This window comes from Pseudonocardia humida (assembly GCF_023898865.1).
Lineage (GTDB): Bacteria > Actinomycetota > Actinomycetes > Mycobacteriales > Pseudonocardiaceae > Pseudonocardia > Pseudonocardia humida.
On the sequence record NZ_JAGSOV010000065.1, the window covers coordinates 15,947 to 36,866 of the forward strand.

At 75.3% G+C, this 20,920-nt stretch carries 22 protein-coding genes; 10 read left to right on the forward strand and 12 right to left on the reverse strand.

Going from position 1 to position 20,920, the window contains the following annotated elements:
* Positions 1-13: 13 nt before the first annotated feature.
* Together KDL28_RS30725 and KDL28_RS30730 are read left to right on the forward strand one after the other, a co-directional pair.
* Positions 14-991, forward strand: a complete 978-nt coding sequence (locus KDL28_RS30725; RefSeq protein WP_252444231.1) for an NAD(P)/FAD-dependent oxidoreductase — start codon at positions 14-16, stop codon at positions 989-991.
* Positions 984-1,643 carry a class I SAM-dependent methyltransferase gene (locus KDL28_RS30730; RefSeq protein ID WP_252444232.1) on the forward strand — a complete coding sequence of 220 codons (660 nt, stop codon included), beginning with the start codon at positions 984-986 and terminating at the stop codon, positions 1,641-1,643. Before KDL28_RS30725 ends, KDL28_RS30730 begins: the two co-directional genes overlap by 8 nt.
* Before the next feature lie 4 nt (positions 1,644-1,647).
* On the opposite strand, the gene KDL28_RS30735 is transcribed toward KDL28_RS30730, so the two are convergent.
* On the reverse strand, positions 1,648-2,058 hold the full coding sequence (locus KDL28_RS30735) for a group I truncated hemoglobin (RefSeq protein WP_252444233.1): 411 nt from the start codon (positions 2,056-2,058) through the stop codon (positions 1,648-1,650).
* Positions 2,059-2,169: 111 nt separating this feature from the next.
* Positions 2,170-3,012, reverse strand: a complete 843-nt coding sequence (locus KDL28_RS30740) for an SMP-30/gluconolactonase/LRE family protein (RefSeq protein WP_252444234.1) — start codon at positions 3,010-3,012, stop codon at positions 2,170-2,172.
* A 181-nt stretch (positions 3,013-3,193) separates the two neighbouring features.
* Between KDL28_RS30740 and KDL28_RS30745 the strand changes: the two genes are divergently transcribed.
* On the forward strand, positions 3,194-4,378 hold the full coding sequence (locus tag KDL28_RS30745) for an MFS transporter (protein WP_252444235.1): 1,185 nt from the start codon (positions 3,194-3,196) through the stop codon (positions 4,376-4,378).
* A gap of 17 nt (positions 4,379-4,395) precedes the next feature.
* On the opposite strand, the gene KDL28_RS30750 is transcribed toward KDL28_RS30745, so the two are convergent.
* The 3 genes from KDL28_RS30750 to KDL28_RS30760 all read right to left on the reverse strand — a co-directional run bounded on the left by KDL28_RS30750 (position 4,396) and on the right by KDL28_RS30760 (position 6,982).
* Positions 4,396-5,292, reverse strand: a complete 897-nt coding sequence (locus KDL28_RS30750; protein ID WP_252444236.1) for an oxygenase MpaB family protein — start codon at positions 5,290-5,292, stop codon at positions 4,396-4,398.
* A gap of 66 nt (positions 5,293-5,358) precedes the next feature.
* A complete protein-coding gene (locus tag KDL28_RS30755; protein ID WP_256503087.1) occupies positions 5,359-5,622 on the reverse strand; it encodes a DUF8847 domain-containing protein in 264 nt (87 codons plus the stop codon).
* An 85-nt stretch (positions 5,623-5,707) separates the two neighbouring features.
* Complete coding sequence (locus KDL28_RS30760; protein WP_252444237.1) at positions 5,708-6,982, reverse strand: M18 family aminopeptidase; 1,275 nt, start codon at positions 6,980-6,982, stop codon at positions 5,708-5,710.
* 20 nt (positions 6,983-7,002) lie between these two features.
* Between KDL28_RS30760 and KDL28_RS41760 the strand changes: the two genes are divergently transcribed.
* Positions 7,003-8,583, forward strand: a complete 1,581-nt coding sequence (locus tag KDL28_RS41760) for a GMC family oxidoreductase (RefSeq protein ID WP_252444238.1) — start codon at positions 7,003-7,005, stop codon at positions 8,581-8,583.
* A 13-nt stretch (positions 8,584-8,596) separates the two neighbouring features.
* Here the strand turns inward: KDL28_RS41760 and KDL28_RS30770 are convergent, their stop codons facing one another.
* Positions 8,597-9,376, reverse strand: a complete 780-nt coding sequence (locus KDL28_RS30770) for an arylamine N-acetyltransferase family protein (protein WP_252444239.1) — start codon at positions 9,374-9,376, stop codon at positions 8,597-8,599.
* Here KDL28_RS30770 and KDL28_RS30775 point away from each other — a divergent pair.
* Positions 9,375-11,459, forward strand: a complete 2,085-nt coding sequence (locus tag KDL28_RS30775) for a M3 family metallopeptidase (protein WP_252444240.1) — start codon at positions 9,375-9,377, stop codon at positions 11,457-11,459. The genes KDL28_RS30770 and KDL28_RS30775 overlap by 2 nt on opposite strands.
* An 8-nt stretch (positions 11,460-11,467) precedes the next feature.
* On the opposite strand, the gene KDL28_RS30780 is transcribed toward KDL28_RS30775, so the two are convergent.
* Positions 11,468-12,031 carry a dihydrofolate reductase family protein gene (locus tag KDL28_RS30780; RefSeq protein WP_252444241.1) on the reverse strand — a complete coding sequence of 188 codons (564 nt, stop codon included), beginning with the start codon at positions 12,029-12,031 and terminating at the stop codon, positions 11,468-11,470.
* A 76-nt stretch (positions 12,032-12,107) separates the two neighbouring features.
* On the opposite strand from KDL28_RS30780, the gene KDL28_RS30785 reads away from it, so the two are divergent.
* Complete coding sequence (locus KDL28_RS30785) at positions 12,108-12,692, forward strand: TetR/AcrR family transcriptional regulator (protein WP_252444242.1); 585 nt, start codon at positions 12,108-12,110, stop codon at positions 12,690-12,692.
* On the opposite strand, the gene KDL28_RS30790 is transcribed toward KDL28_RS30785, so the two are convergent.
* Together KDL28_RS30790 and KDL28_RS30795 are read right to left on the reverse strand one after the other, a co-directional pair.
* Positions 12,679-13,419 (reverse strand): maleylpyruvate isomerase family mycothiol-dependent enzyme, encoded by a 741-nt coding sequence (locus KDL28_RS30790; RefSeq protein WP_252444243.1) that lies wholly within the window; start codon positions 13,417-13,419, stop codon positions 12,679-12,681. The two genes, KDL28_RS30785 and KDL28_RS30790, sit on opposite strands and share 14 nt — an antisense overlap.
* 110 nt (positions 13,420-13,529) lie before the next feature.
* Complete coding sequence (locus KDL28_RS30795; protein WP_252444244.1) at positions 13,530-15,074, reverse strand: family 16 glycosylhydrolase; 1,545 nt, start codon at positions 15,072-15,074, stop codon at positions 13,530-13,532.
* Positions 15,075-15,400: 326 nt separating this feature from the next.
* Here KDL28_RS30795 and KDL28_RS30800 point away from each other — a divergent pair, with 326 nt between their 5' ends.
* The 3 genes from KDL28_RS30800 (at position 15,401) to deoC (ending at position 17,255) form a co-directional block, all read left to right on the forward strand.
* Entirely contained in the window at positions 15,401-16,063 is a 663-nt protein-coding gene (locus KDL28_RS30800) for a response regulator transcription factor (RefSeq protein ID WP_252444245.1), read from the forward strand.
* A gap of 132 nt (positions 16,064-16,195) precedes the next feature.
* Entirely contained in the window at positions 16,196-16,471 is a 276-nt protein-coding gene (locus tag KDL28_RS30805) for a GlsB/YeaQ/YmgE family stress response membrane protein (RefSeq protein WP_252444246.1), read from the forward strand.
* Positions 16,472-16,577: 106 nt separating this feature from the next.
* Entirely contained in the window at positions 16,578-17,255 is a 678-nt protein-coding gene (deoC, locus tag KDL28_RS30810; protein ID WP_252444247.1) for a deoxyribose-phosphate aldolase, read from the forward strand.
* Between the two features lie 108 nt (positions 17,256-17,363).
* Here deoC and KDL28_RS30815 read toward each other — a convergent pair whose 3' ends face one another.
* From KDL28_RS30815 to hisC, 3 genes are read right to left on the reverse strand one after another with little or no spacing between them, the layout of a single operon-like run.
* Positions 17,364-18,326, reverse strand: coding sequence for a helix-turn-helix transcriptional regulator (locus KDL28_RS30815; RefSeq protein WP_252444248.1), 963 nt, complete (start codon positions 18,324-18,326; stop codon positions 17,364-17,366).
* Between the two features lie 38 nt (positions 18,327-18,364).
* Entirely contained in the window at positions 18,365-19,018 is a 654-nt protein-coding gene (locus tag KDL28_RS30820) for a TIGR03086 family metal-binding protein (protein ID WP_252444249.1), read from the reverse strand.
* Positions 19,019-19,076: 58 nt separating this feature from the next.
* Entirely contained in the window at positions 19,077-20,135 is a 1,059-nt protein-coding gene (gene hisC / locus KDL28_RS30825; RefSeq protein ID WP_252444250.1) for a histidinol-phosphate transaminase, read from the reverse strand.
* Positions 20,136-20,194: 59 nt separating this feature from the next.
* On the opposite strand from hisC, the gene KDL28_RS30830 reads away from it, so the two are divergent.
* On the forward strand, positions 20,195-20,893 hold the full coding sequence (locus tag KDL28_RS30830; protein ID WP_252444251.1) for a dienelactone hydrolase family protein: 699 nt from the start codon (positions 20,195-20,197) through the stop codon (positions 20,891-20,893).
* Positions 20,894-20,920: the final 27 nt, after the last annotated feature.

The window sequence follows — 20,920 nt, forward strand, 5'->3', positions numbered from 1 at the left end:
GCAGTGTCGTGGCATGGAGACGACGCAGCGGTACGACGTGGTGGTGATCGGTGGCGGGCCGGCGGGGTTGGCCGGGGCGGTGGCGCTGGCCCGCTCCCGCCGCTCGGTCCTGGTGGTCGACGACGGGACCCCGCGCAACGCCCCCGCCGACGGCGTGCACAACTACCTCGGCCGGGAGGGCACCCCGCCCGGCGAGCTGCTGGCGCTCGGGCGGGCCGAGCTGGCGGGGTACGGCGGCGCGTTCCGGGAGGGCCGGGTCAGCGGCGCGGAGGCGCTGGAGGGCGGCGGCTTCCGGGTTGCGCTCGACGGCGGCGGGGACGTGGACGCGCGCCGGCTGCTCGTCACGACGGGCCTGACCGACGAGCTGCCCGACGTGCCGGGGCTGGCGCAGCGGTGGGGCCGCGACGTCCTGCACTGCCCGTACTGCCACGGCTGGGAGGTGCGCGAGCGGGCCATCGGCGTGCTGGCGTGCGGCCCGATGGTCGTGCACCAGACGCTGCTGATGCGCCAGCTCAGCGACGACGTCACCGTGTTCCGGCACCGGCAGCCCCCGTTCGACGACGAGCAGGCCGAGGAGCTGGCCGCCCGCGGCATCCGGGTGGTCGACGGCGAGGTCGTCGGGCTGGAGGTGGTCGACGACCGGCTCACCGGGGTGCGGCTGGCCTCCGGCGAGGTCGTCGCGGTCGAGGCGCTGGCGGTGCAGCCGCGGTTCGTCGCGCGTGGCGGGGTCGCCGAGTCCCTCGGCCTGTCGACCAGCGATTTGCTGGTCGGCGAGCACTCCATCGGCAGCCGGGTCGACGCCGACCCGACCGGCGCCACCGCGGTGCCCGGCGTCTACGTGGCCGGCAACGTCAACGACCCGATGGCCCAGGTCGTCGCCGGCGCGGCCGCCGGAATGCGGGCCGGTTCGATGATCAACGCCGAGCTGGTGGCCGAGGAGACCAGGCTGGCCGTGGCCGCCCACCGCGAGCGGAGCGCCGCCCGTGTCTGACACGCACGCGCCGCACGACCCGGCCACGATGTTCACCGAGCGGGCCTGGGAGGAGCGCTACCGCGCCACCCCCGCGGTCTGGAGCGGTCGGCCCAACCCCCAGCTGGTGGCCGAGGCCGCCGACCTGCCGGTCGGCCGCGCGCTCGACGTCGGCTGCGGGGAGGGCGCCGACGCCATCTGGCTGGCCGAGCGGGGCTGGCCGGTGACCGGCGTCGATTTCGCGACGGCGGCGCTGGAGCGCGCCGCCGGGCACGCGGCCGCCCGCGGGCCGGAGGTGGCCGGGCGCACCACCTGGGTGCACGCCGACATCACCGGCGGCTGGGATCCCGGCGACGGGGTGTTCGACCTGGTGTCCGCGCAGTTCATGCAGCTGCCGGAGGAGCCGCGCACAATGCTGTTCGCCCGGTTGGCCCGCGCGGTCGCCCCCGGCGGCACGTTGCTGATCGTCGGCCACCACTTCGACGACGAGCACGCCGCGGACCACCCGCACCTGGCGGACATGGGCTACACCGCGGAGGAGATCGCCTGGTCGCTGGACGCGGAGCGGTGGGAGATCGTCGTCGCGGAGACCCGCTCGCGCCTCGGCCGGCTCCCCGGCGGCAGCGGCGAGACCACCCTGCGCGACGTCGTGCTGCGGGCGCGGCGGGGCTGAGGGCTCAGGCGCCGAGGGCCGTCCTCGGCGGTGCGGTGACGACGTCGCGGCGCAGCCTGGCCAGCCGTGTGCCGATCCGGGCGAGCACCGCGGTCGGCGCGCCCAGCGCGGCCAGCGTGTCGACCAGGTGCCGGACGACGGCGTCGAAGTCGTCGTCGGTGATGCCCAGGCCGCGGTGCGCGACGGCCATCTCGCGGCCGGAGTAGACCTCCGGGCCGCCGATGGCCGCGGCGATGAACGAGCGCTGGTGCGCCTTGAGCCGGGCCATGTCGAGGTCGACGAAGTACTCCGAGAGCGTCGCGTCGCCGCGCAGCCGCGCGTACAGCTCGTCCACGGCGGCGCGCACCACGGGCGCGCCACCGATCGTGTCGAAGACGCCCATGGCGTCCTCCTGGCGGGACGCGTGCCGGCTCACCGGGTGCTCCCGCCGCGGGGGCCGGGGGGTGCCGCCGCGCTCGCCCGACCGCAGCGACCGGGCGACGAGCTCGGCACCGGGGGGTGTACCGCCATGTGCGGAGAGTACTGGTCACGGCCTGCCGGTGCCCGGCACCCGTACCTGACTGACCAATACTTGGCCGGTTCGCGCCGCGATGTCCTCGGCCATCTCCTCGAAGCCGCGGAACTCCGCGGCCAGCGCGAACAGCGTGCGCCGGTCGGGGCCGCCGAGCGCGCAGGAGAAGCCGCCCCGGTCGAGCTCCACGGTCTCCAGCACCTCGCCGCCCTCGGCGACGCGCACGCAGGCGCGGTTGGGCACGTCGGCGAACCAGACCGCGCCCTCGGCGTCGAGGCAGATGCCGTCCGGGGTGCCCTCGCCCAGGTCGGCCCACAGCCTGCGCTCGCCGAGGCCGCCGTCGGAGTGGATGTCGAACGCGCTGAGCCGCCTGCCCCACGACTCGGCGACGATCAGGGTCGAGCCGTCCTCGGTGATCGCCATGCCGTTGCCGAACTGCAGGCCGCCGCCGACCTCGCGGGCGGTGCCGTCCGGGGTGACCATGGCGATCAGCCCCGGGTCGGAGAAGTCGCCCCGGCCGCCGTTGACGTAGGCGTTGCCGCGGGCGTCGACCACCAGCTCGTTGTAGTAGCCGCCGACCCCGCTCAGGTCGGCGTGGGTGACGAGCGAGCCGTCCGGCTCCCGGCGCAGCAGTCGCGCTGCGGGGCCCTCGACGATCAGCATCCGCCCGTCGGGCAGCCAGTCGAGGGAGATCGGCAGGGTCTCGGCGTCGAGCCGGACGACGACCTCGCTGCGGCCCTCCCCGTCGACGGCGCGGATCTCCCCCGTCCCCCAGTCGGCCAGCCAGAGGCGGTCGTCGTGCCAGCGGGCGGACTCGCCGAAGGCGAGGCCGGCGAGCAGGACGTCGGGTTCGGTCATCGGAACCTCCGCGCGGTGATGGTGCTCGTTGGACCGGGGCACCCGGCGGAACTCATCGCCGTGGACCGGACGATCGTCCCGGCCGGTTAATCCGTTGGGCGTGGGCCGGTGCTCCGTTAGGGTCCGGCGCATGCCTGGTTGACGTCGCCTACCGCCCCCGGCCCGTCCGCTGGCCCGACGCATGGTCGGGTGGGCGGTGCTGGCCGACTCCGTGCCGATCTACCCGCTGTACGCGCTGCTCTTCGTCGACAGCGGGCTGTCGGACCTGCAGATCTCGCTGCTGTTCGCGCTCTGGTCGGCGGTCGGCGTGGTCTTCGAGGTGCCCTCGGGCGTCCTCGCCGACCGGTTCTCCCGACGCGGCTGCCTGGTCGCGGGCGACCTGGTCCGCGCCGTCGGTTTCGCGGCCTGGGTCCTGCTGCCCGAGTTCGCCGGCTTCGCGGTCGGCTTCGTGCTGTGGGGGATCGGCTCGTCGCTCGCCTCCGGAGCGCAGGAGGCCCTCCTCTACGACGGCCTCGTCGCCGCGGGCGCGAAGGAGCACTACGCCGTCGTCAACGGCCGGGTGAGCGCGGCCGAGCTGACCTCCCAGCTGCCGGCCGCCGCGGCGGGCACCGTCCTGTTCTCCCTGGGCGGCTACGCGCTCGCGGGCTGGGTGAGCGTCGGCGTGGCGCTGGCCGCGGCGGTGCTGGCCGCCCGGATCCCCGAGGCGCCCCGCGTCGGCGAGGACGATGCGGACGACGACGAGGGGGACGACCTCGGCTACCTCGCCACCCTGCGGGTCGGCCTCCGCGAGGCCGCCGCCCGCCCCGGGGTGCGCGCCGTGCTGGTGGCCGTGATGGCCGTCGCCGCCTTCGACGCCGTCGAGGAGTACTTCCCGCTGGCCGTGGCGTCCTGGGGGGTGCCGGTGGCCTGGGTGCCGATCGTCGACCTGCCGATCGTGCTGGCCGGCGTGCTCGGCGCGGCGCTGGCCGGGCTGGTCAACCGCCTCGGCGCGGGCGCGATCGGCGCGCTGCTCGCCGCGGCGATGCTGCTGCTCGGCGGGGCGGGCCTGCTCGCGCACCCGGCCGGGGTGGCCGCGGTGGCCCTGTTCTACGGCATCTACCGGGCGATCGTCGTGGTCTGCGACGCCCGCCTGCAGGACCGGATCGCCAGCCGCTCCCGGGCCACCGTGACGTCGGTGGCCGGGCTGGGAACCGACCTGGTGTCGTTCGCGATCTACGCGGCCTGGGTGGTGGGGGAGGTGGTGGCGCTGGCCGTGCTGGGCCTGCTGGTCGCGGCCGTGCTGCCGCGCTTGCTGCGGAGCCGGCCGAGCGCCCCCACGCCCGGCTCGGCTCCGCTGCCCGGCGGTGACGTGCCGGGCGGCGGGTAGCGAGGCCCCCGGGCTCGCTAGCCACCACCAATACGAGGGGCGGAACGCGGTCCTGATACATCGTCGGCGGACCGGACCAGCCGCCGGGCGCGTTCGATGCCCGGCGGCGCCGGGACGTCGGGCAGGACGTCGGTCGCGCTGCGCAGCGCGCGCAGCGTCGCCGTCACCCCGAGGTCGGTCGTCGGCAGGCCGGGCAGCCCGTACATCCGGCGCGCCCACCGCGGCAGCGTGCCCAGCGAGACCAGGGCCACCGTCGGGATCGCCAGCTTGACCAGGGTCGGGGCGTGGCCCTTCGGGGCGAACAGGTTGCCCACGGCCAGCCGGGCCTCGTCGGTCAGCGCCAGCCGCGGGCGCATCCGCTGCATGTAGGCGGCCATCTCCGCGCGGGAGGTCGGCGCGTCGTCCAGGCCGATCACCCGCGCCGCCCGCAGGCTCTCGGCCAGGTAGCGGTCGGCGCCCGCGCCGTCGAGGAGGCCGGCGCGCAGCGCCACCTGCGCGTAGGAGTCGACCTCGGTGCTGTGCACCCACCGCAGGTGCTCGGGCTCGTCCAGCCGGAACGACTCCCCGGTGTCCGGGTCGTGGCCGCGCAGGCGCCGGTGCAGCCCGCGCACGCGCGCCGCCGCCGTCTCGACCTCGGCCGTGCTGCCGAACGTCCGGGTGCCGACGAACTCGACGGTGCGCTGGAACCGCGCCCACGCCTTCGCCGGGTCGAACAGCGCCGAGTTCTGGTAGGTGCCCCGCATCACCCGCGGGTGCAGCGACTGCAGCAGCAGCGCGCGCAGCCCGCCCACCCACATCACCGGTTCCAGGTGCACCCGCCAGGTGACCGAGTCGGGCCCGAACAGGCCGTCGTCGTCCTGGTCGTCCCGGTCGTCCCGGAACCCCTCGGCCCCGTACCGCGCCGCAGAATCCACCGGCCACCTCCCGCGATGTCGCCCCTCCAGGACAACACCGCGCGGCCGGATGCGCGAGCCGAGCGGTCAGCCTGCGCGCAGCCGGTACTCCCCGCCGTGCCCGGCGACCTCGGTCAGGTCGTAGTAGTGCACGATCTTCGGCCCCTCGTGCAGGTGCACGTACCGGATGATCGACGGCACGGGTTCGGCGGCCGGGCGGGTCTGCACGCGGCCGTCGAGCGGGCCGCCGACGAACCAGTAGACGTCGCGCCGGCCCGGGCGCCACACCTCGTCGTCGGTGACCGTGGCTCGCCTCTCGGGCGGCTCGGCGTGCGCGCGATCCGGGTGCACGCCGACCACGGTAGGTGAATCGGGCCGTTCCGAACACCCGCAGCGCCGGGACGCGCTGTGATCGGTCTGTGATCGATCCGGTCGGTCAGATCGGATCGGTGAGGAACGCGGTGGCCGCGGCGGCCAGGTGCGCCGGGTCGTCGACGCCGCACAGCTCCCGCGCGGAGTGCATGCTCAGCACCGGGATCCCCACGTCGACGGTGCGGATGCCCAGCCGCGTGGCCAGCAGCGGACCCACGGTGGAGCCGCACGGGACGGTGTTGCGGCCCACGAACACCTGGGTCGGCACGCCGGCGTCGCGGCAGGCCCGATGCCACGCGGCGGCCCCGGGCGCGTCGGTGGCGTAGCGCTGGTTCGCGTTGACCTTCAGCGCCGGGCCGCGGTTGGGCAGCGTGCGGTGGGTCGGCTCGTGCAGGTGCAGGTAGTTCGGGTGCGCGGCGTGCGTCACGTCCACCGACAGGCAGCGCGAGCGGGCGAACGCGGCCGATCTGGCGTCGTGGCCCCCGGCCAGTTTGGTCAGCACGTTCTCCAGCAGCGGACCGGAGGCGCCGGTGGCCGAGCCGCTGCCGATCTCCTCGTGGTCGAAGCCGACCAGCACCGGGATGACGTCGGCGCCGTCGTCGACGCCGACCCGCTCGGCCGCGGCCACCAGCGCGCCCAGCCCGGCGTGCACCGACGACAGGTTGTCCAACCGCGGCGCGGCCAGCAGCTCGAACCGCTCACCCAGCCGGGCGGGTGGGGCGAGGTCGTAGACGACCAGGTCGTGCGCGGCCACCTCGGCCGCGTCGACGCCCGCCTCCGCGGCCAGGAACTCGATCAGCTCGCCATCGGCCGGGGCGCCCAGCCCCCAGATCGGCAGCAGGTGCTGCTGGGGGTCCAGCTTCAACCCCTGGTTGACCTGCCGGTCGAGGTGGATGGCCAGCTGCGGCACCCGCAGCAGCGGGCGGGCCACGTCGACCAGCGCGACGCTGCCGTCGTAGAGCGCCAACCGCCCGGCCACGCCCAGGTCGCGGTCGAGCCAGGAGTTCCACAGCGCGCCGCCGTAGACCTCCACGGCGACCTGCCGCCAGCCGGCCGCGCCGACGTCCGGGTTCGGCTTGATCCGCAGGGTCGGCGAGTCGGTGTGCGCGGCCATGATCCGCAACGGGGTGCCCGGCCGCGCCGAGCCCGGCACGTACCAGGCCGCGAACGTGCCGTCGCGGACCAGGTAGCGCCCACCCGGCCCGTCGGCCCACGGCTCGGACTCCGACTGCTCGGTGAAGCCCGCCGCGCCCAACCTGCGGACCGCCTCGGCCACCGCGTGGTACGGGGTGGGGGCGTCGGCGATGAAGTCGGCCAGATCCTGCGCGAGATCGTCCATCGGCTGCCATCCTCCCCCACGTGGACCGCCGCGCCGACTACGACACCCTCGTCGTCGGCGCGGGCTCGGCCGGCTGCGCGCTGGCCGGGCGGCTGCCCGGGCGGGTGCTGCTGCTCGAGGCGGGCCCCGCCGACGTGCCCCCCGACCTGCGCGACGCCGCCTCGCTGGCCGCCACCCGTCCCGGGCACCCGCGGAACTGGGCCTACACCGCCGAGCTGCGCCCCGGGCAGCGCGCCGTGGTGCCCCGCGGTCGCGGCCTCGGCGGCTGCGGCGCGACCAACGGCGCCAACTGGGTCTGGGCCACCCCCGCCGACGCCCGCGACTGGGCCCAACCCGGCTGGTCGTGGCCCGACCTGGTGGCCGCCTACCGCCGCGCCGAGACCGACCTCGACCACCCTCCCGCCCACCCTCCCACCCCTCCGCTCCTCCCCGCCGGACGTCAGGAAAGCCACCATCAGGACGTCCGGCGTCCTGATGGTGGCTTTCCTGACACGGGGGCGAGGGGTGCGGCGGGGCGGGGCGGCGGAGGGGAGTGGGGTCGGGGCGGGGCGGGGGAGTGGGGGCACGGGGACTCGGGGCCGGTGCCGGTGCGGCGGGCCGGTGGGGCGCTGCTGCACCCGGCGACCGAGCGGTTCCTGCGGGCGGCGGCCGCGCTGGGGTTCCCCGCCGAGCCGGACAAGAACGCCGGGGGGCCGCCGGGGGCGGGCCTGGTCCCGTGCAACGCCGTCGACGGTGTGCGGGTCGACCCGGCCACCGCCTACCTGCGCGCCGCTGCGGGCGTGACCGTGCGCGGGGATTCGCCCGTCGCCCGGGTCCTCTTCGACGGCGACCGCGCCCGCGGCGTCGAGCTGCTCGACGGCAGCACGCTGGAGGCCGGTGAGGTCGTGCTGGCCGCGGGGGCCGTCGGCTCCGCGCAGCTGCTGCAGCTCTCCGGTATCGGCCCCGCCGACGCGCTGCGCGCCGCCGGCATCCGGGTCCGGCTGGACCTCCCGGTCGGCCGCGACTGGTCCGACCACCCGGCCGTGTACCTGCCGTTCGTCGACGCCGACCCGCCCGCGCACCCGCACGCGCCGGGCAGCCAGGTGGGCCTGGACCTGGACTGCGGCGCCGACCCGGCGGGCGACGGCGAGGTCCTGCTGTTCGTCCGGCCGTTCGTGGCCGGCGGCCCGCTGCACCTGATGTGCGCGCTGCAGGCCCCGGACAGCCGCGGCACGATCGCGCCGGTCTCGCCGGACCCGCGGGAGCGCCCGCTGATCCGGTACGGCTACCTGCGCACCGAGTACGACCGCCGCCGGCTGCGCCACGTCATCCGCACGGCGGCCGAGCTGCTGCGCGCCGGGTTGGGCGCGCGGGTCGCACCGGGCGGCGACGTGCTCGGCACCGACCGCGCGCTGGACGGCTGGATCGCCGCGAACCTGACCACCGCCGTGCACCTGAGCGGCAGCGCCGCGATGGGGCGGGTGCTCGACCCGGAGCTGCGCGTGCTCGGCCACAGCGGCCTGCGGGTGGTCGACACGTCCGTGCTGCCGACCGTGCCGCGCCGCGGCACCGCCGCCACCGCCGTCGCGATCGGGGAGCGCGCGGCCCAGCTCATGTCGTGAGCGGGGATCGTGGCTACGAGCCGGTCTTCCACTCCCGACCGCCGAGGTCGATGCCGAAGCGGTCGGCGAGCACGGCGCGCTCCTCCTCGGGGTCGAGGGTGCGCTCGGTCTGCCGGTCGCCCTCGGTCTGCTTGAGCACCCCGTTCACCACCGAGATCCGGCCGTTCGCGGTGGCCAGCGCGGCCAGCCTGCGGTTCACGAAGTGCGACCGCGGGTCGTTCTCCTGGTAGCGGCAGCGCGGCAGGAACTCGGCCAGCTCGCGGGGGCGCAGCGTCCAGCCCCACTCGCGCTCCCAGTGCCCCTCGTGGGTGCGCCGGAACGCCCACCACAGCTCGCCGTCGCGGTGCACCTGCGTGCCTCCGTGCGTGCCGGGCTCCAGCGGCACCGGCTCGGTCCAGGAGGCCCCGTTGCCGACGTCGGCCAGGAACGGCCCGTCGTCGGTGCGCACCAGCAGCCGCAGGTGCTCGAAGTCGGGGCCGCGCCCGCCGTCCGGCCCGACCTCGAACGCCGAGCACAGCGTGACGTCGAACCCGAGCTCGCGCAGGAGGATGGCGAACAGCCCGTTCAGCTCGTAGCAGAAGCCGCCCCGACGACGGGTGACGATCTTGTCGAAGAGCCGGTCGGGGTCGAGCGAGAGCGGCACGCCGAGGTGGATGTCGTAGTCCTCGAACGGCACGGCCCGCGGGTGCGCGGCGTGCAGGGCGGCCAGGTCGGCGCGGGTGGTGCCACGCGGGCGGTCGGCGCCGATCCGCGCCAGGTAGGCGTCGGCGTCGATCGTCGGGTCGAGCGTCATGGGGACCAGTCTTCGACCTCGACCCGGGTGCAGGTCAAGGGGCGCGACCTATGCTCGGGCGGTGAGCGCGAACCCGTTCCTCGCCCCCAGTCCGCTGCCGTTCGGCTACCCCGACTTCACCGCGATCCGCGAGGAGCACTTCGCCGAGGCGTTCGAGGCCGGCATGGCCGAGCAGCGGGCCGAGGTCGCGGCGGTCACCGCCGACCCCGCCCCGGCGACCTTCGAGAACACGATCGTCGCGCTGGAGCGCTCCGGACGGACCCTGCAGCGGGTGTCGGCGGTGTTCTTCACGCTGGTGAGCTCGTGCAGCACCGCGGGCATCCGGGAGATCGAGGCCGCGGTCGCGCCGCGGCTGGCCGCCCATCACGACGCCATCACCCTCGACCCGGCGCTGTTCGCCCGGATCGAGGCGCTGTTCGACGCCCGCGAGGACCTCGGCCTCGACCCCGAGTCGCACCGGCTGCTGGAGCGCTACCACCGCGACGCCGTGCGCGCCGGGGCCCGGCTCGGCCCCGCCGAGCAGTCCCGGCTGCGCGAGCTGAACGCCGAGCTGTCCGCGCTGTCCACCGAGTTCGGCAGCCTGCTGCTGGCCGAGGCCAACGACTCGGCGGTGCACGTCACCGACGTCGACGAGCTCGACGGGCTGTCCCCGGACGCGATCTCGGCCGCGGAGCAGGCGGCAAGGGCCCGCGGCCTGGACGGCTACCTGATCACGATGGTGCTGCCCACCGGCCAGCCCGCGCTGGCCTCGCTGACCGATCGGGCCCTGCGTCAGCGGGTGCACACCGCGTCGGTCTCCCGGGGCTCCCGCGGCGGCCCCCACGACACCCGGGAGATCGTCCGGCGGATGGTCGGGCTGCGTGCCGAGCGCGCCCGCCTGCTGGGCCACCCGCACCACGCGTCGTGGTCGGTCGAGCCGGGCACCGCGGGCACCGTCGAGGCGATGGACGCGATGCTCGACCAGCTCGCCCCGGTGGCCGCGGCCAACGTCCGCGCCGAGGCCGAGGAGCTGGCCGCCGTGGCCGGTCACCCGATCGAGCCGTGGGACCGCGCCTTCTACGCCGAGCGGGTGCGCCGCGAGCGCTACGACCTCGACGGCGAGGCCCTGCGCCCGTACTTCGAGCTCGACCGGGTGCTGCACGACGGCGTCTTCCGGGCCGCCGCGCTGCTCTACGGGCTGCGCTTCGCCGAGCGCACCGACCTGCCGCTGCACCACCCCGACGTGCGCGTCTTCGACGTCCACGACTCCGACGGGCAGCTCGGGCTGTTCGTGTTCGACCCCTACGCCCGCGACTCCAAGCGCGGCGGGGCCTGGATGAACTCCTTCGTGTCGCAGTCGCACCTGCTGGGCACGAGGCCGGTGGTGCTGAACACGCTCAACATCGCCAAGCCCGCCGATGGCGAGCCGACGCTGCTCACCCTGGACAACGTGCGCACGGCGTTCCACGAGTTCGGCCACGCGCTGCACGGGCTGTTCTCCGACGTGCGCTACCCGACGTTCTCCGGCACGTCCGTGCCGCGGGACTTCGTCGAGTACCCCTCGCAGGTCAACGAGATGTGGCTCGACCACCCCGAGATCCTGCCCGGCTACGCCCGCCACCACGCGACCGGCGAGCCGCTCGACCCGGCGCTGGTGGCCCGGTTGGCCGAGTCGCGGTCCTACGGCGAGGGCTTCGCCAGCACCGAGTACCTGGCCGCGACCCAGCTCGACCAGGCCTGGCACCGGCTCGCGCCCGACGCGGTCCCGGACGACGTGCCGGCCTTCGAGGCCGCCGCGATCGAGGCGGCGGGGCTCGCGGTGCCCAGCGCCCCGCCGCGCTACCGCACCACCTACTTCAACCACGTGTTCGGCGGTGGCTACAGCGCGGCGTACTACTCCTACATCTGGAGCGAGGTGCTCGACGCCGACACGGTGGAGTGGTTCGCCGAGAACGGTGGCCTCGACCGGGCCGTCGGCGAGCGGTTCCGCCGGGGCCTGCTGGCGGTGGGCGGGGCGGTCGACCCGCTGGAGGCCTACCGGGCGTTCCGCGGGCGCGACCCGGAGATCGGCCCGCTGCTGGCCCGCCGGTTCGGCAAGGTCTGACGCCGCGCTCAGCCGCGCACGTACTCGTTCACCACGACGCCCGACTCGAAGGGCAGGCTCGCCACCCGGGTGAGGGCGCGCGGGTCGTAGGCGCGGTCGGCGAACAGCGGGATGCCGGCCCCGAGCAGCAGCGGGTTGACCTTGAACACGAACCGGTCGATCTCCTCGACCAGGGTGCCGGCCAGCTGCCCGCCGCCGCACAGCCAGATGCCGCTGCCGTCGGGCTCGGCCTTCAGCTCGCGGACCACCTCGACGGGGTCGCGGTCGGTGAGGTGGATGTCGTCGGGGACCTCGCGCTCCCGGCGGGAGAACACGTACTGGCGCAGGTGCTGGTACGGGTTGGGGACCCCGCCTGCCGCGTAGGTCTTCCAGCCCATCAGCACGGTGTCGAACCGGCTGTTGTCGGCCTTGAGCCCGACCATCTCCAGCCCCGGGGTCGGCAGCGTGTCGACCCACTCGCGGAAGATCCAGTCGATGTGGTCGCCCTGCACCGGGAAGGCGTCGAAGGTGTCGTCGGGGGCGGCGATGAAGCCGTCGAGGCTGACGGCCACGAAGTAGGTGAGCTCTCGCACGGGGTCTCCAATCACAGTGCCTGTAGTGGTTGAGAGAAAGTACAACAGGCATAGTGGTTTGCGCTAGCCTGTGCGCATGGTCCGCAACGAGGGACGCCGCCGGGAGCTGGCCGACGCCGGGCTGGCCGTGCTGGCCCGCGACGGCGCGCGCGGCCTCACCCACCGCGCCGTCGACACCGAGGCCGGCGTGCCCGCCGGGACGACCTCCAACTACTTCCGCAGCAGGCAGGCGCTGATCGGCGGGCTGTTCACGCGCATCGGCGAACGCCTCGCCCCCGACCCGGACGTGCACGCCGGGCTGGCCGCGCGCCCGCCGTCGCGGGAGCTCTTCGCCGACTACGTCCGCGACATCGTCACCCGGCTCACCGCCGAGCGGGACGTCACGCTCGCCCTGTTCGAGCTGCGCCTGGAGGCCGCCCGCCGCCCCGAGCTGCGCGAGACCGTCGGCGAGTGGCTGCGCGCCGGCTTCGCGGGCGACGTCGAGTTCAACCGCTCGGCCGGCCTGCCCGGCGGCCCCGCCGAGATAGCGCTGTTCCACTACGCGATCGACGGGCTGCTCCTCGACCGGCTGACCACCTCCATCGACGCGGGCACGCCGACCGACGAGGTCGTCGACCGACTGGTCGACGGGCTGCTCCCGACCGTGGTCACTCCCAGGTGACGCGGGCGAGCTCGCGCCAGCGGGCGGCCACGGCGGCGTCGCCCTCGACCGGGACGGCGGGCACCCGGTTCCACAGGTGCAGGTACAGCAGTCCGGCCGACCCGCGCAGCGTCGCGTCCGCGGGCCCGGTGCCGCGCTCGATCGTCGCGCCGTCCGGCCCCACCTCGACCAGCCAGCGCGCGGGGGCGTCGTCCGGGGCCACGACGAACCGGTAGGCAGCGTCGCTGCGCAGGCGACCGGGTCGCGACAGGAACCCCATGAGCAGCTCGTCGATCCCGTCCACGGCGAACTCCGTCGGGTGCCCCGCGGCCGGGTCGGGGGTGCCCGCGGCGGCGTCCGCATCGGCGCGGTGCACGGCGGCCTCGTGGGCCTGCCTGCGTGCCCAGAACGCCAGCGGCGACGGGGCGGGCAGGAACGCCCCGGTGGGCAGGTCGGGCGGCGCGGCCCGCAGCGCCGCCACCAGCTCGGCGTTGCGCTCCCGGTACCAGGCGAGCGGGTCGCCTTCGGGGCGGGCCAGGTCGTCCTCCGCGACGTCGGGATCGGCGGCGGGGTCGGCGCGCACGAACGGCACCGCCCAGGCGTGCACCCCGCCGGTGTGGGCCAGCAGGTCGCGGACCGTCCACCCCGGGCACGTCGGCACCGGCGCGTCGACCCCGGCGGCCGCGGCCGCGGCCGCCAGCGCCCGGCCCTGGCGCTGCAGCTCGTCGAGGTACCCGGTGACGTCCACGCGGCGATCCTGCCGGACGCCCCCGACGCCTCGACACCGGAAAACGGGCCGTCCCGCCCGGGGGGGGGCGCCGGGCGGGACGGGGGTGGGGTGGGAGTGGTACTTCGCTGCTACTCGTAGATCCGGACGAAGTCGACCAGCATCTCGGAGGGCTCCGGGTCGCCTTCGTCGGGGAAGTAGTCCAGCTGGACTGTCAGGTGCATGTCGCCGGGCGGCATCTGGTCGTCGTCGGTGCTCTCGAACCACTTCTCACCGTCGATGTAGCCGGTGATCCGGCCGTCGACCCACTCGACCGCGTAGTTGTGCCACTGCGTGATGTCGATCTGCTTGCGGTCGAAGACCTGGCTGTTGTCCTCGCCGTAGTGCAGGAAGAACATCACGTCGTCGGCGTCGCTGTTGGTCTCGGCGAAGTCGACCTCGCCACCGACCGGCCAGTTCTCGGCGCTGGGCCACAGCAGCAGCACCGGGTGGTACTGCTTGTCGCCCTTCGGGAACTTGGCGCGCAGCTCCCAGCGGCCGAACTCCTGGCCCTCGTCCCAGGCGATGCCGCCGGTGTCGCCGTCCTCGTCGCCGCGGATCACGAGGTTGCCGTTCTCGACGGTGACCTTCTCCGGGACGCGGCGGCCGTTGCCGTTGTGGCCCTCGCCGTCGTAGGCGTTCGCCCACCCGTCGCCGAGTCCGTTGTCGAACTCGTCGCGCTCGACGAGCTTCCACCCGAACTTGTTCGCGGCGGTGGTGCCCTCGTTGCGGGCAGGCTTGACGGGCTCCGGGGGCGCCTCGGGCGCGGCCTCCTCGACCGGCGTCACCGCCGGGACCTCGGGCGCGGGCACCTGCGGGACGGGCGCGGGCGGGATGTCGGCCACGACGTCCGGCTCGACCGGGGGAGCGTTGACGAACTGGCTGCTCAGGTCCGGCGCGGCGACCTGGTCCTCGTCGGGGGGCTGGATGAACGTGGCCACGGACGTGGCCACCAGCATCACCGCGGCGCCGACGGCGAGCGGGGCCAGCCGGCGGCCGATCGACTTGGCCTGCCGGCGGCGGCGCCGGGCGCCGACCTCGTCCTGCGCGTCGTCGGCGACCTCGTCGGTGTCGACGCGGTCCTGCTCGATCTCGGCGTCCTCGGTGTCCTCGTCGGTGTCGAGGCCGATCGGGTGCGGGGAGATCTCCTCGGTGACCTGGTCGCGGTCGAGGACGGGGGCGATGACCGAGGTGCCCGCCGGGTCGGCGGTGGTGACCGCGCCGCGCACGGCGGTGGCCTCGACGTCCGCGGGGCGGTGGGGGAGGCGGCGGACCGCGGTCGCGTCGACGTCCCGGCCGGCCGGGACGACCGGCCGCGGGGCGACCCGCGGGATCGCGGCGGTGTCGAGGGCGGGGCGCGCGGCGGCGGCCGGGATGGCGGCGGTGGCGCCGACGCCGGCGACGTGGTGGCGCGAGGTCTTCTCACTCGACTGCTCGGGAGCGTGCCGCGAGGGCCGCTCGACCTTGTGCCGCGAGGTGCGCTCGGTGGACCGTGGGGCCGCAGCGGTGCCTGCGGGGTCGGCACTGTGCCGACCGCTCGACCTGGACGTGCGGCTCTGCCGCTCTGCGGTGATTCGTGCGATCAGCTCGGTCGATGACTCCGTGCGACCACCCGCATCGGAGTGATTCCGGCGCATGGGGAGGAACCATAGGGAGGGTGACCACAGGTGATCACCCAACCTGAGAGGTGAGGTTGCGCGAACGCGCCCACAGGTCGATCGGACGCGCCGGATCGCAGGCAAATCGGACCAATGCCCCTCGAACTAGCCCGATCGGCGCAACAAACTTCTCAGCTCGCGACGAGCGGTCCCACTCGGACGGCGGACACCGTACGGGTGGACGCGCTCCTGTTAGGCGATTGTTATCGCGCTCGATGTACGCCACAATCGCGGCGATGCTCCCCGCTGCTCCCCCGGGGGGTGCGTCCCCGTACTCGACGGCGCTGGGGCCGTCGCGTGTGTTCGTGCCCCCGAACGACCATGTCGTGCTGGCGCTGCCCCCGACGGCCGCGTCGGCCTCCGTGCTGCGCAGCCTCCGTGCCGAGGGGGTGAACGTCAGCCCCGTCACCGACGGCATCGGCGTCCTCGACGTCGTGCGCGCCCGCGACCCCGCGCTCCTCGTCCTCGACGTCGAGCTGCCCGGCCCCGACCAGGCCGGCGTCATCGCCGCGGTGCAGTCCGAGGCGCCCAACGTGACGGTCATCGCCATCACCCCGCGCGAGCGCCGGGCCGGGCTGCTGGTCCAGCTGCGCGGCGACCGCGACGACTACCTGCTGCGGCCCTTCGCCGTCGACGAGCTGGCCGCCCGCATCCGGTTGCGGCTGCGGCTGGGGCCGGTCATCGAGAGCACCGTCCTGCGCCAGGGCGAGCTCGCCGTCGACACCGAGTTCGGCGAGGTCACCGTCGACGGGCAGTCGGTGTCGCTATCGCCCACGGAGTACGCGCTGCTCATGGCGCTGCTGGGGGCGCCGGGCGAGGTCGTGGCGCCCGACCGGCTCGCCCGCGAGGTCTGGTCCGAGCCTGCCTCGGCCAACCTCGTCCAGGTCTACATCTCCTACCTGCGGCGCAAGATCGGCCCGGAGCGCATCCGCACGGTGCGCGGCGAGGGCTACGTGCTGGAGGCCTGAACGGCGCGCGTCGTCCCGGTGACCGTTCGGGTGGCCGCGCCCCCAGGGCCGTGCATCGCCGGTCGGTGAGTGCTACCACGGAACCGGACGGGCGGCGCGGGGTGCCGCCCGCCGACCTCCAGGGGAGTCGCCATGACCGTTACCGGGATCATCACCGCCATCGTCGTCGGAGCCATCATCGGAGCCCTGGGCCGGCTCGTCGTGCCCGGCAAGCAGAACATCCCGATCTGGCTGACCATCGTGGTCGGCATCGTCGCCGCCTTCATCGGGACCGGACTGGCCCGGTTGTTCGGCGTCGCGCAGACCTCGGGCATCGACTGGATCGAGCTGATCCTGCAGGTCGTGGTCGCCGCGATCGGCGTGGCCGTCGTGGCCGGGATCTGGGGCCGTCGCGGCGTGCGCCACTGACTGCCCCGACCCGCCCACCCACGACCGGCACCGGGCCGCGCCGATGGCGCGGCCCGGTGTTCGCGTGTAGGGACTGCGGTGTCCCCATCCGACAGGAGGCAGTTCCGTGACCGCCAGCTCGATCACCCGGGAGACCGTCGCCCGCCTCGTCGACCACACCCTGCTCAAGCCCGAGGCCACCGCCGCCGACGTCGCCGCCCTCTGCGCCGAGGCAGGCGACCTCGGCGCGTTCTCGGTGTGCGTGTCGCCGTCCCGGCTGCCGATCCCGCCGGGCGTGCTGTCCCCGGCGGTCAAGGTGGCCACCGTGTGCGGCTTCCCCTCCGGCGCCCACCACGACGCGGTCAAGGCCGCCGAGGCCGCGGCCTCGGTCGAGCACGGCGCCGACGAGGTCGACATGGTCGTCGACCTCGGCCTGGTCAAGGCGGGCGAGTGGGCCGCGGTGGCCGCCCAGATCGCCGCCGTGCGCGCCGCCGTGCCCGCCCCCGCCCTGCTCAAGGTGATCATCGAGAGCGCGGCCCTGACCGACGAGGAGATCGTCGGCAGCTGCCGTGCCGCCGAGCAGGCGGGCGCCGACTTCGTCAAGACCTCCACCGGCTTCCACCCCGGCGGCGGGGCGAGCGAGCACGCCGTCCGGCTGATGGCCGAGGCGGTCGGCGGGCGGCTCGGGGTCAAGGCCAGCGGCGGCATCCGCACGGCCGACGCGGCGGTGGCGATGATCCGCGCCGGCGCCACCCGGCTGGGCCTGTCCGGCACCCGCGCCGTCCTCGACGGCCTCCCCTCCTGACCCACCCGCCGGACCCCGCCGCCCCCTCGCGGCGCTCCGGCAGGTTCAGGAAGGCCACCTTCCTGAACCCGAGGGCAGGCGGCAGGGCAGTCGGATCGGCCGCGGCGGTCAGCCGCCGTAGGCCGCCACCAGCTCGCGGGCGGCGTCGAGCACCTCGTCGCGCAGCTCGACCGGCTCGACGATCTCCACCGCCCGGCCCAGCCCCAGCAGGGTGATCCGGGCCAGCTCGCCGGACGGGAAGGCCACCTCGACGCCGGCCCGCCCGTCCGCCCCCGGCTCCACCACGACCGGGTCGCCCACCCGGCGGCCGTCGGTCATCCGCACCACCAGGTCGACCTCGTCCGCGCTCACCCGCAGCCGCACCCGGACGGCGGCGTGGGCCTCGAAGCGGTCGCGCAGGCCGGTCCAGACCGTGGCCAGGTCGACGTCGTCCGGGCGGACCGCCCGCTCGTCCAGCGCGACCGCGGAGCCGATCCGGTCGACCCGGTGCAGCCGCGCGACCCCCCGGTGCGCGGCGACCAGGTACCAGACCCCGGCCTTGACGACCAGGCCGTACGGGTCGAGCAGGTACTCGGCCGTGCGGCCGTCGCCGTGGCGGTAGCCCACCCGTAATCGCCGGTCGGCCCACACCGCCTCCTGCACCGCGCCGAGCAGCGGGGTGGGCGGGGCGGAGCGGTACCAGCCGGTGTGGTCGACCAGGACCCGCTGCCGGGCGCGCTGCGCGTCGGCGCGGTGCGAGGCCGGGACGGCGGCGATCAGCTTGTGCACGGCGCTGCTCAGGGCCGTGCCCAGGCCGAGGTCGTCGGGGATGGCGCGCCCGGTCAGCGCGACGAGTGCGCGCGACTCGGCGGCGGTCAGCCCGGTGATGTCGGTGCGGTAGCCGGGCAGCAGCCGGATGCCGCCGTTGTGGCCCTGCTCGGTGTAGACGGGGACGCCGGCCGCGGACAGCGCGGCGACGTCGCGGTAGACCGTGCGGACGGAGATCTCCAGCTCGCGGGCCAGCTCCGGGGCGGTGGCCCGGGCCCGGGTCTGCAGGATCAGCAGCAGCGACAGCAGTCGTTGCGAGCGCATCGGGGCAGCCTGCCAGTCGTGTCGGGGGAAAGCGCCGGTCAGCCGGTCGGCGGCGGGGTGGCCGGGACCCACGGCGACCACGCCGGGTCGCGGCCGAGCCAGCCGGCCAGCCGCTCGTACGGGCAGGCGTCGGGCGGGACGGGCACCACCGGCCCGTACGGGACGCGCCCGCCCCGCGGTCGGGCCGGCACGAACTCGACCGCGGCCGGTACGAGCGCGGCGGCCGGTGCCGCGTCGAGCTCCTCGGCCCGCCCGACGGCGGTGGCGAGGTCCCAGGCGTGCACGACGAGCTCGAGGGCGTGGACGACGGCGGCCTCCCGCCCGCTGACCGTCCCGAGCGGCGAGTGCAGCCGTCGGACCAGCACGGCGTCGTCGGACCACGCGGCGACCAGGCGGTCGCGGTCGGCGCGGGCGCGCGCGGCCAGCACCGGCACCGCGCCCAGCACGAGCACCGGCCGCGCCGGGACGGGCCGGCCGGTGGCCACCAGTGCGGCGCCGCGCAGCGCCCCGAGGACGTGCCCGCCCAGCGCGCGCACGTCGAGGCCGTGGCACGGGGTGGGGCGGTGCAGGTCGTCCGGGGCGAGCGCGGCGAGCAGCGCCACCACCTGGTCGGCGGCGCGGTGCAGCAGCGGGCGCGGATCGGCGTCGGGCGGGTGGGTGGTGTCGCTGGGGACGCCGGTGGGATCGACCATGGCGCCGAGCGTGCGCCCGATTACCTGACACCTGCGGTCAGGTTGCTCGGGCGAGGGTTCAGCCGGTGGCGGAGAACGCGAGCGCGGCGGCCAGGAACGTGTCGTTCTCGGCGCGCGAGGCTACCGTGACCCGCACCCCGTCGGCCGGGAAGGGCCGGACGACGACCTTGTGGTCGAGGCAGTGCGCGGCGAACTCGCCGGCCCGCTCGCCCAGCGCCAACCAGACGAAGTTGGCCTGCGTCGGCGGCACCACGAACCCGGCCCCGACCAGCGCGTCGCGCACCCGCACCCGCTCCTCGACCACCTCGGCGCAGGAGGCCAGCAGGTTGTCCGCGTCGGCCAGCGCGGCGATCGCGCCGGCCTGGGCCACCGAGCTGACGCTGAACGGCGAGCACACCTTGCGCAGCGCGGTGATCACCTCGACGGCGCCGACCGCGTAGCCGACCCGCAGCGCGGCCAGCCGGTAGGCCTTGGAGAAGGTGCGCAGCACCACCAGGTTGGGGTGCCGGTCGAGCAGGGTGAGCCCGTCGACGACGTGGGGGTCGGTGACGTACTCGTGGTAGGCCTCGTCGAGGGCGACCACGACCTCGGGGCCGACCGCGGCCAGGAACCGCTCCAGCTCGTCGCCGGTGACGGCGGTGCCGGTCGGGTTGTTCGGGCTGCACACGAACACCAGCCGGGTGCGCGGGGTGACCGCGGCGGCCATCGCGTCCAGGTCGTGGCGGAACCCGTCGTCGAGCCCGACGGTGACGGCGGTGGCCCCGCCGATCTGGGTGACGATCGGGTAGGCCTCGAACGAGCGCCAGGCGAAGACCACCTCGTCGGAGGGCTCCCGGCAGGTCGCCTGGACCAGCTGCTGGCACAGGCTCACCGACCCGCAGCCCACCGCGATCCGCTCCGGCGCCACGCCGAGCGTCTCGGCGAGGCGCCCGGTGAGCCCGGTGACGGCGAGATCGGGGTAGCGGTTGCCGCCCGCGGCGGCCTCGGCGATCGCCTCCAGCACCGCCCGGGACGGCGGCAGGGACACCTCGTTGCTGGCGAGTTTGATCGCCCCCGGGATGGTGCGGCCCGGCACGTAGGCCGGAAGGCTGTCCAGGTCGGCGCGGATGGAGGTCATGGGCTGAACGGTAGCTGCCCGGCGCCGACCGGGCCTCGGGTCCGTGCGACTCTGTGGTCATGACCGAGATCCGCACCGAGGCCGTCCCGCTCGTCGACGGCAGCGTGCTCCGACTCACCGTTGCGGAGCCGGTCAGCTCTATCCGCGGGGGGATCGTCGTACTGCACGAGGCACGGGGCGTCACCGACTCCGTGCGCGGGCTGGTATCGGGTCTCGCCGGGGACGGCTGGCTGGCCGTCGCACCGCACCTCTACCACCGCGACGGCGCCGACGAGCTCGACGGCGCCGACGACGCGAACGTCCGCGAGCACGTCGACCGGCTCGACGGCCAGCAGGTGCTGGCCGACACCGACACCGCGTTCGGCTGGCTCGCCGACCACGACGTCACCGCCGACCGGATGGGCGTCATCGGCTTCGACCTGGGCGGCTCGGTGGCCGTCATGGTCGCCGCCGAGCGCACCCTGGGCGCGGCCGTGACCGTCGGGGGCGGCGGCGTGCACACGCCCTCCGGGCGGCTCGACTCGCTGATCGGGGTGGCCCCCGGACTCACCTGCCCGTGGCTGGGCCTCTACGGCGAACCCGACGGCCCCGCCGAGGAGGGCGACATCGACCGGCTGCGCAAGGCCGCGCAGGCCTCCGAGGTGGCCACGCAGGTCGTGGTCTACCCGCGCACCGGGCACCGCTTCGACGACGACCCCGCCCACGCCGCCGACGCCTGGCAGCGCACGCTCAACTGGTTCGACTCGCACCTGCGCTGAGCACACCGCCCGCGGGTGGGATGTGGC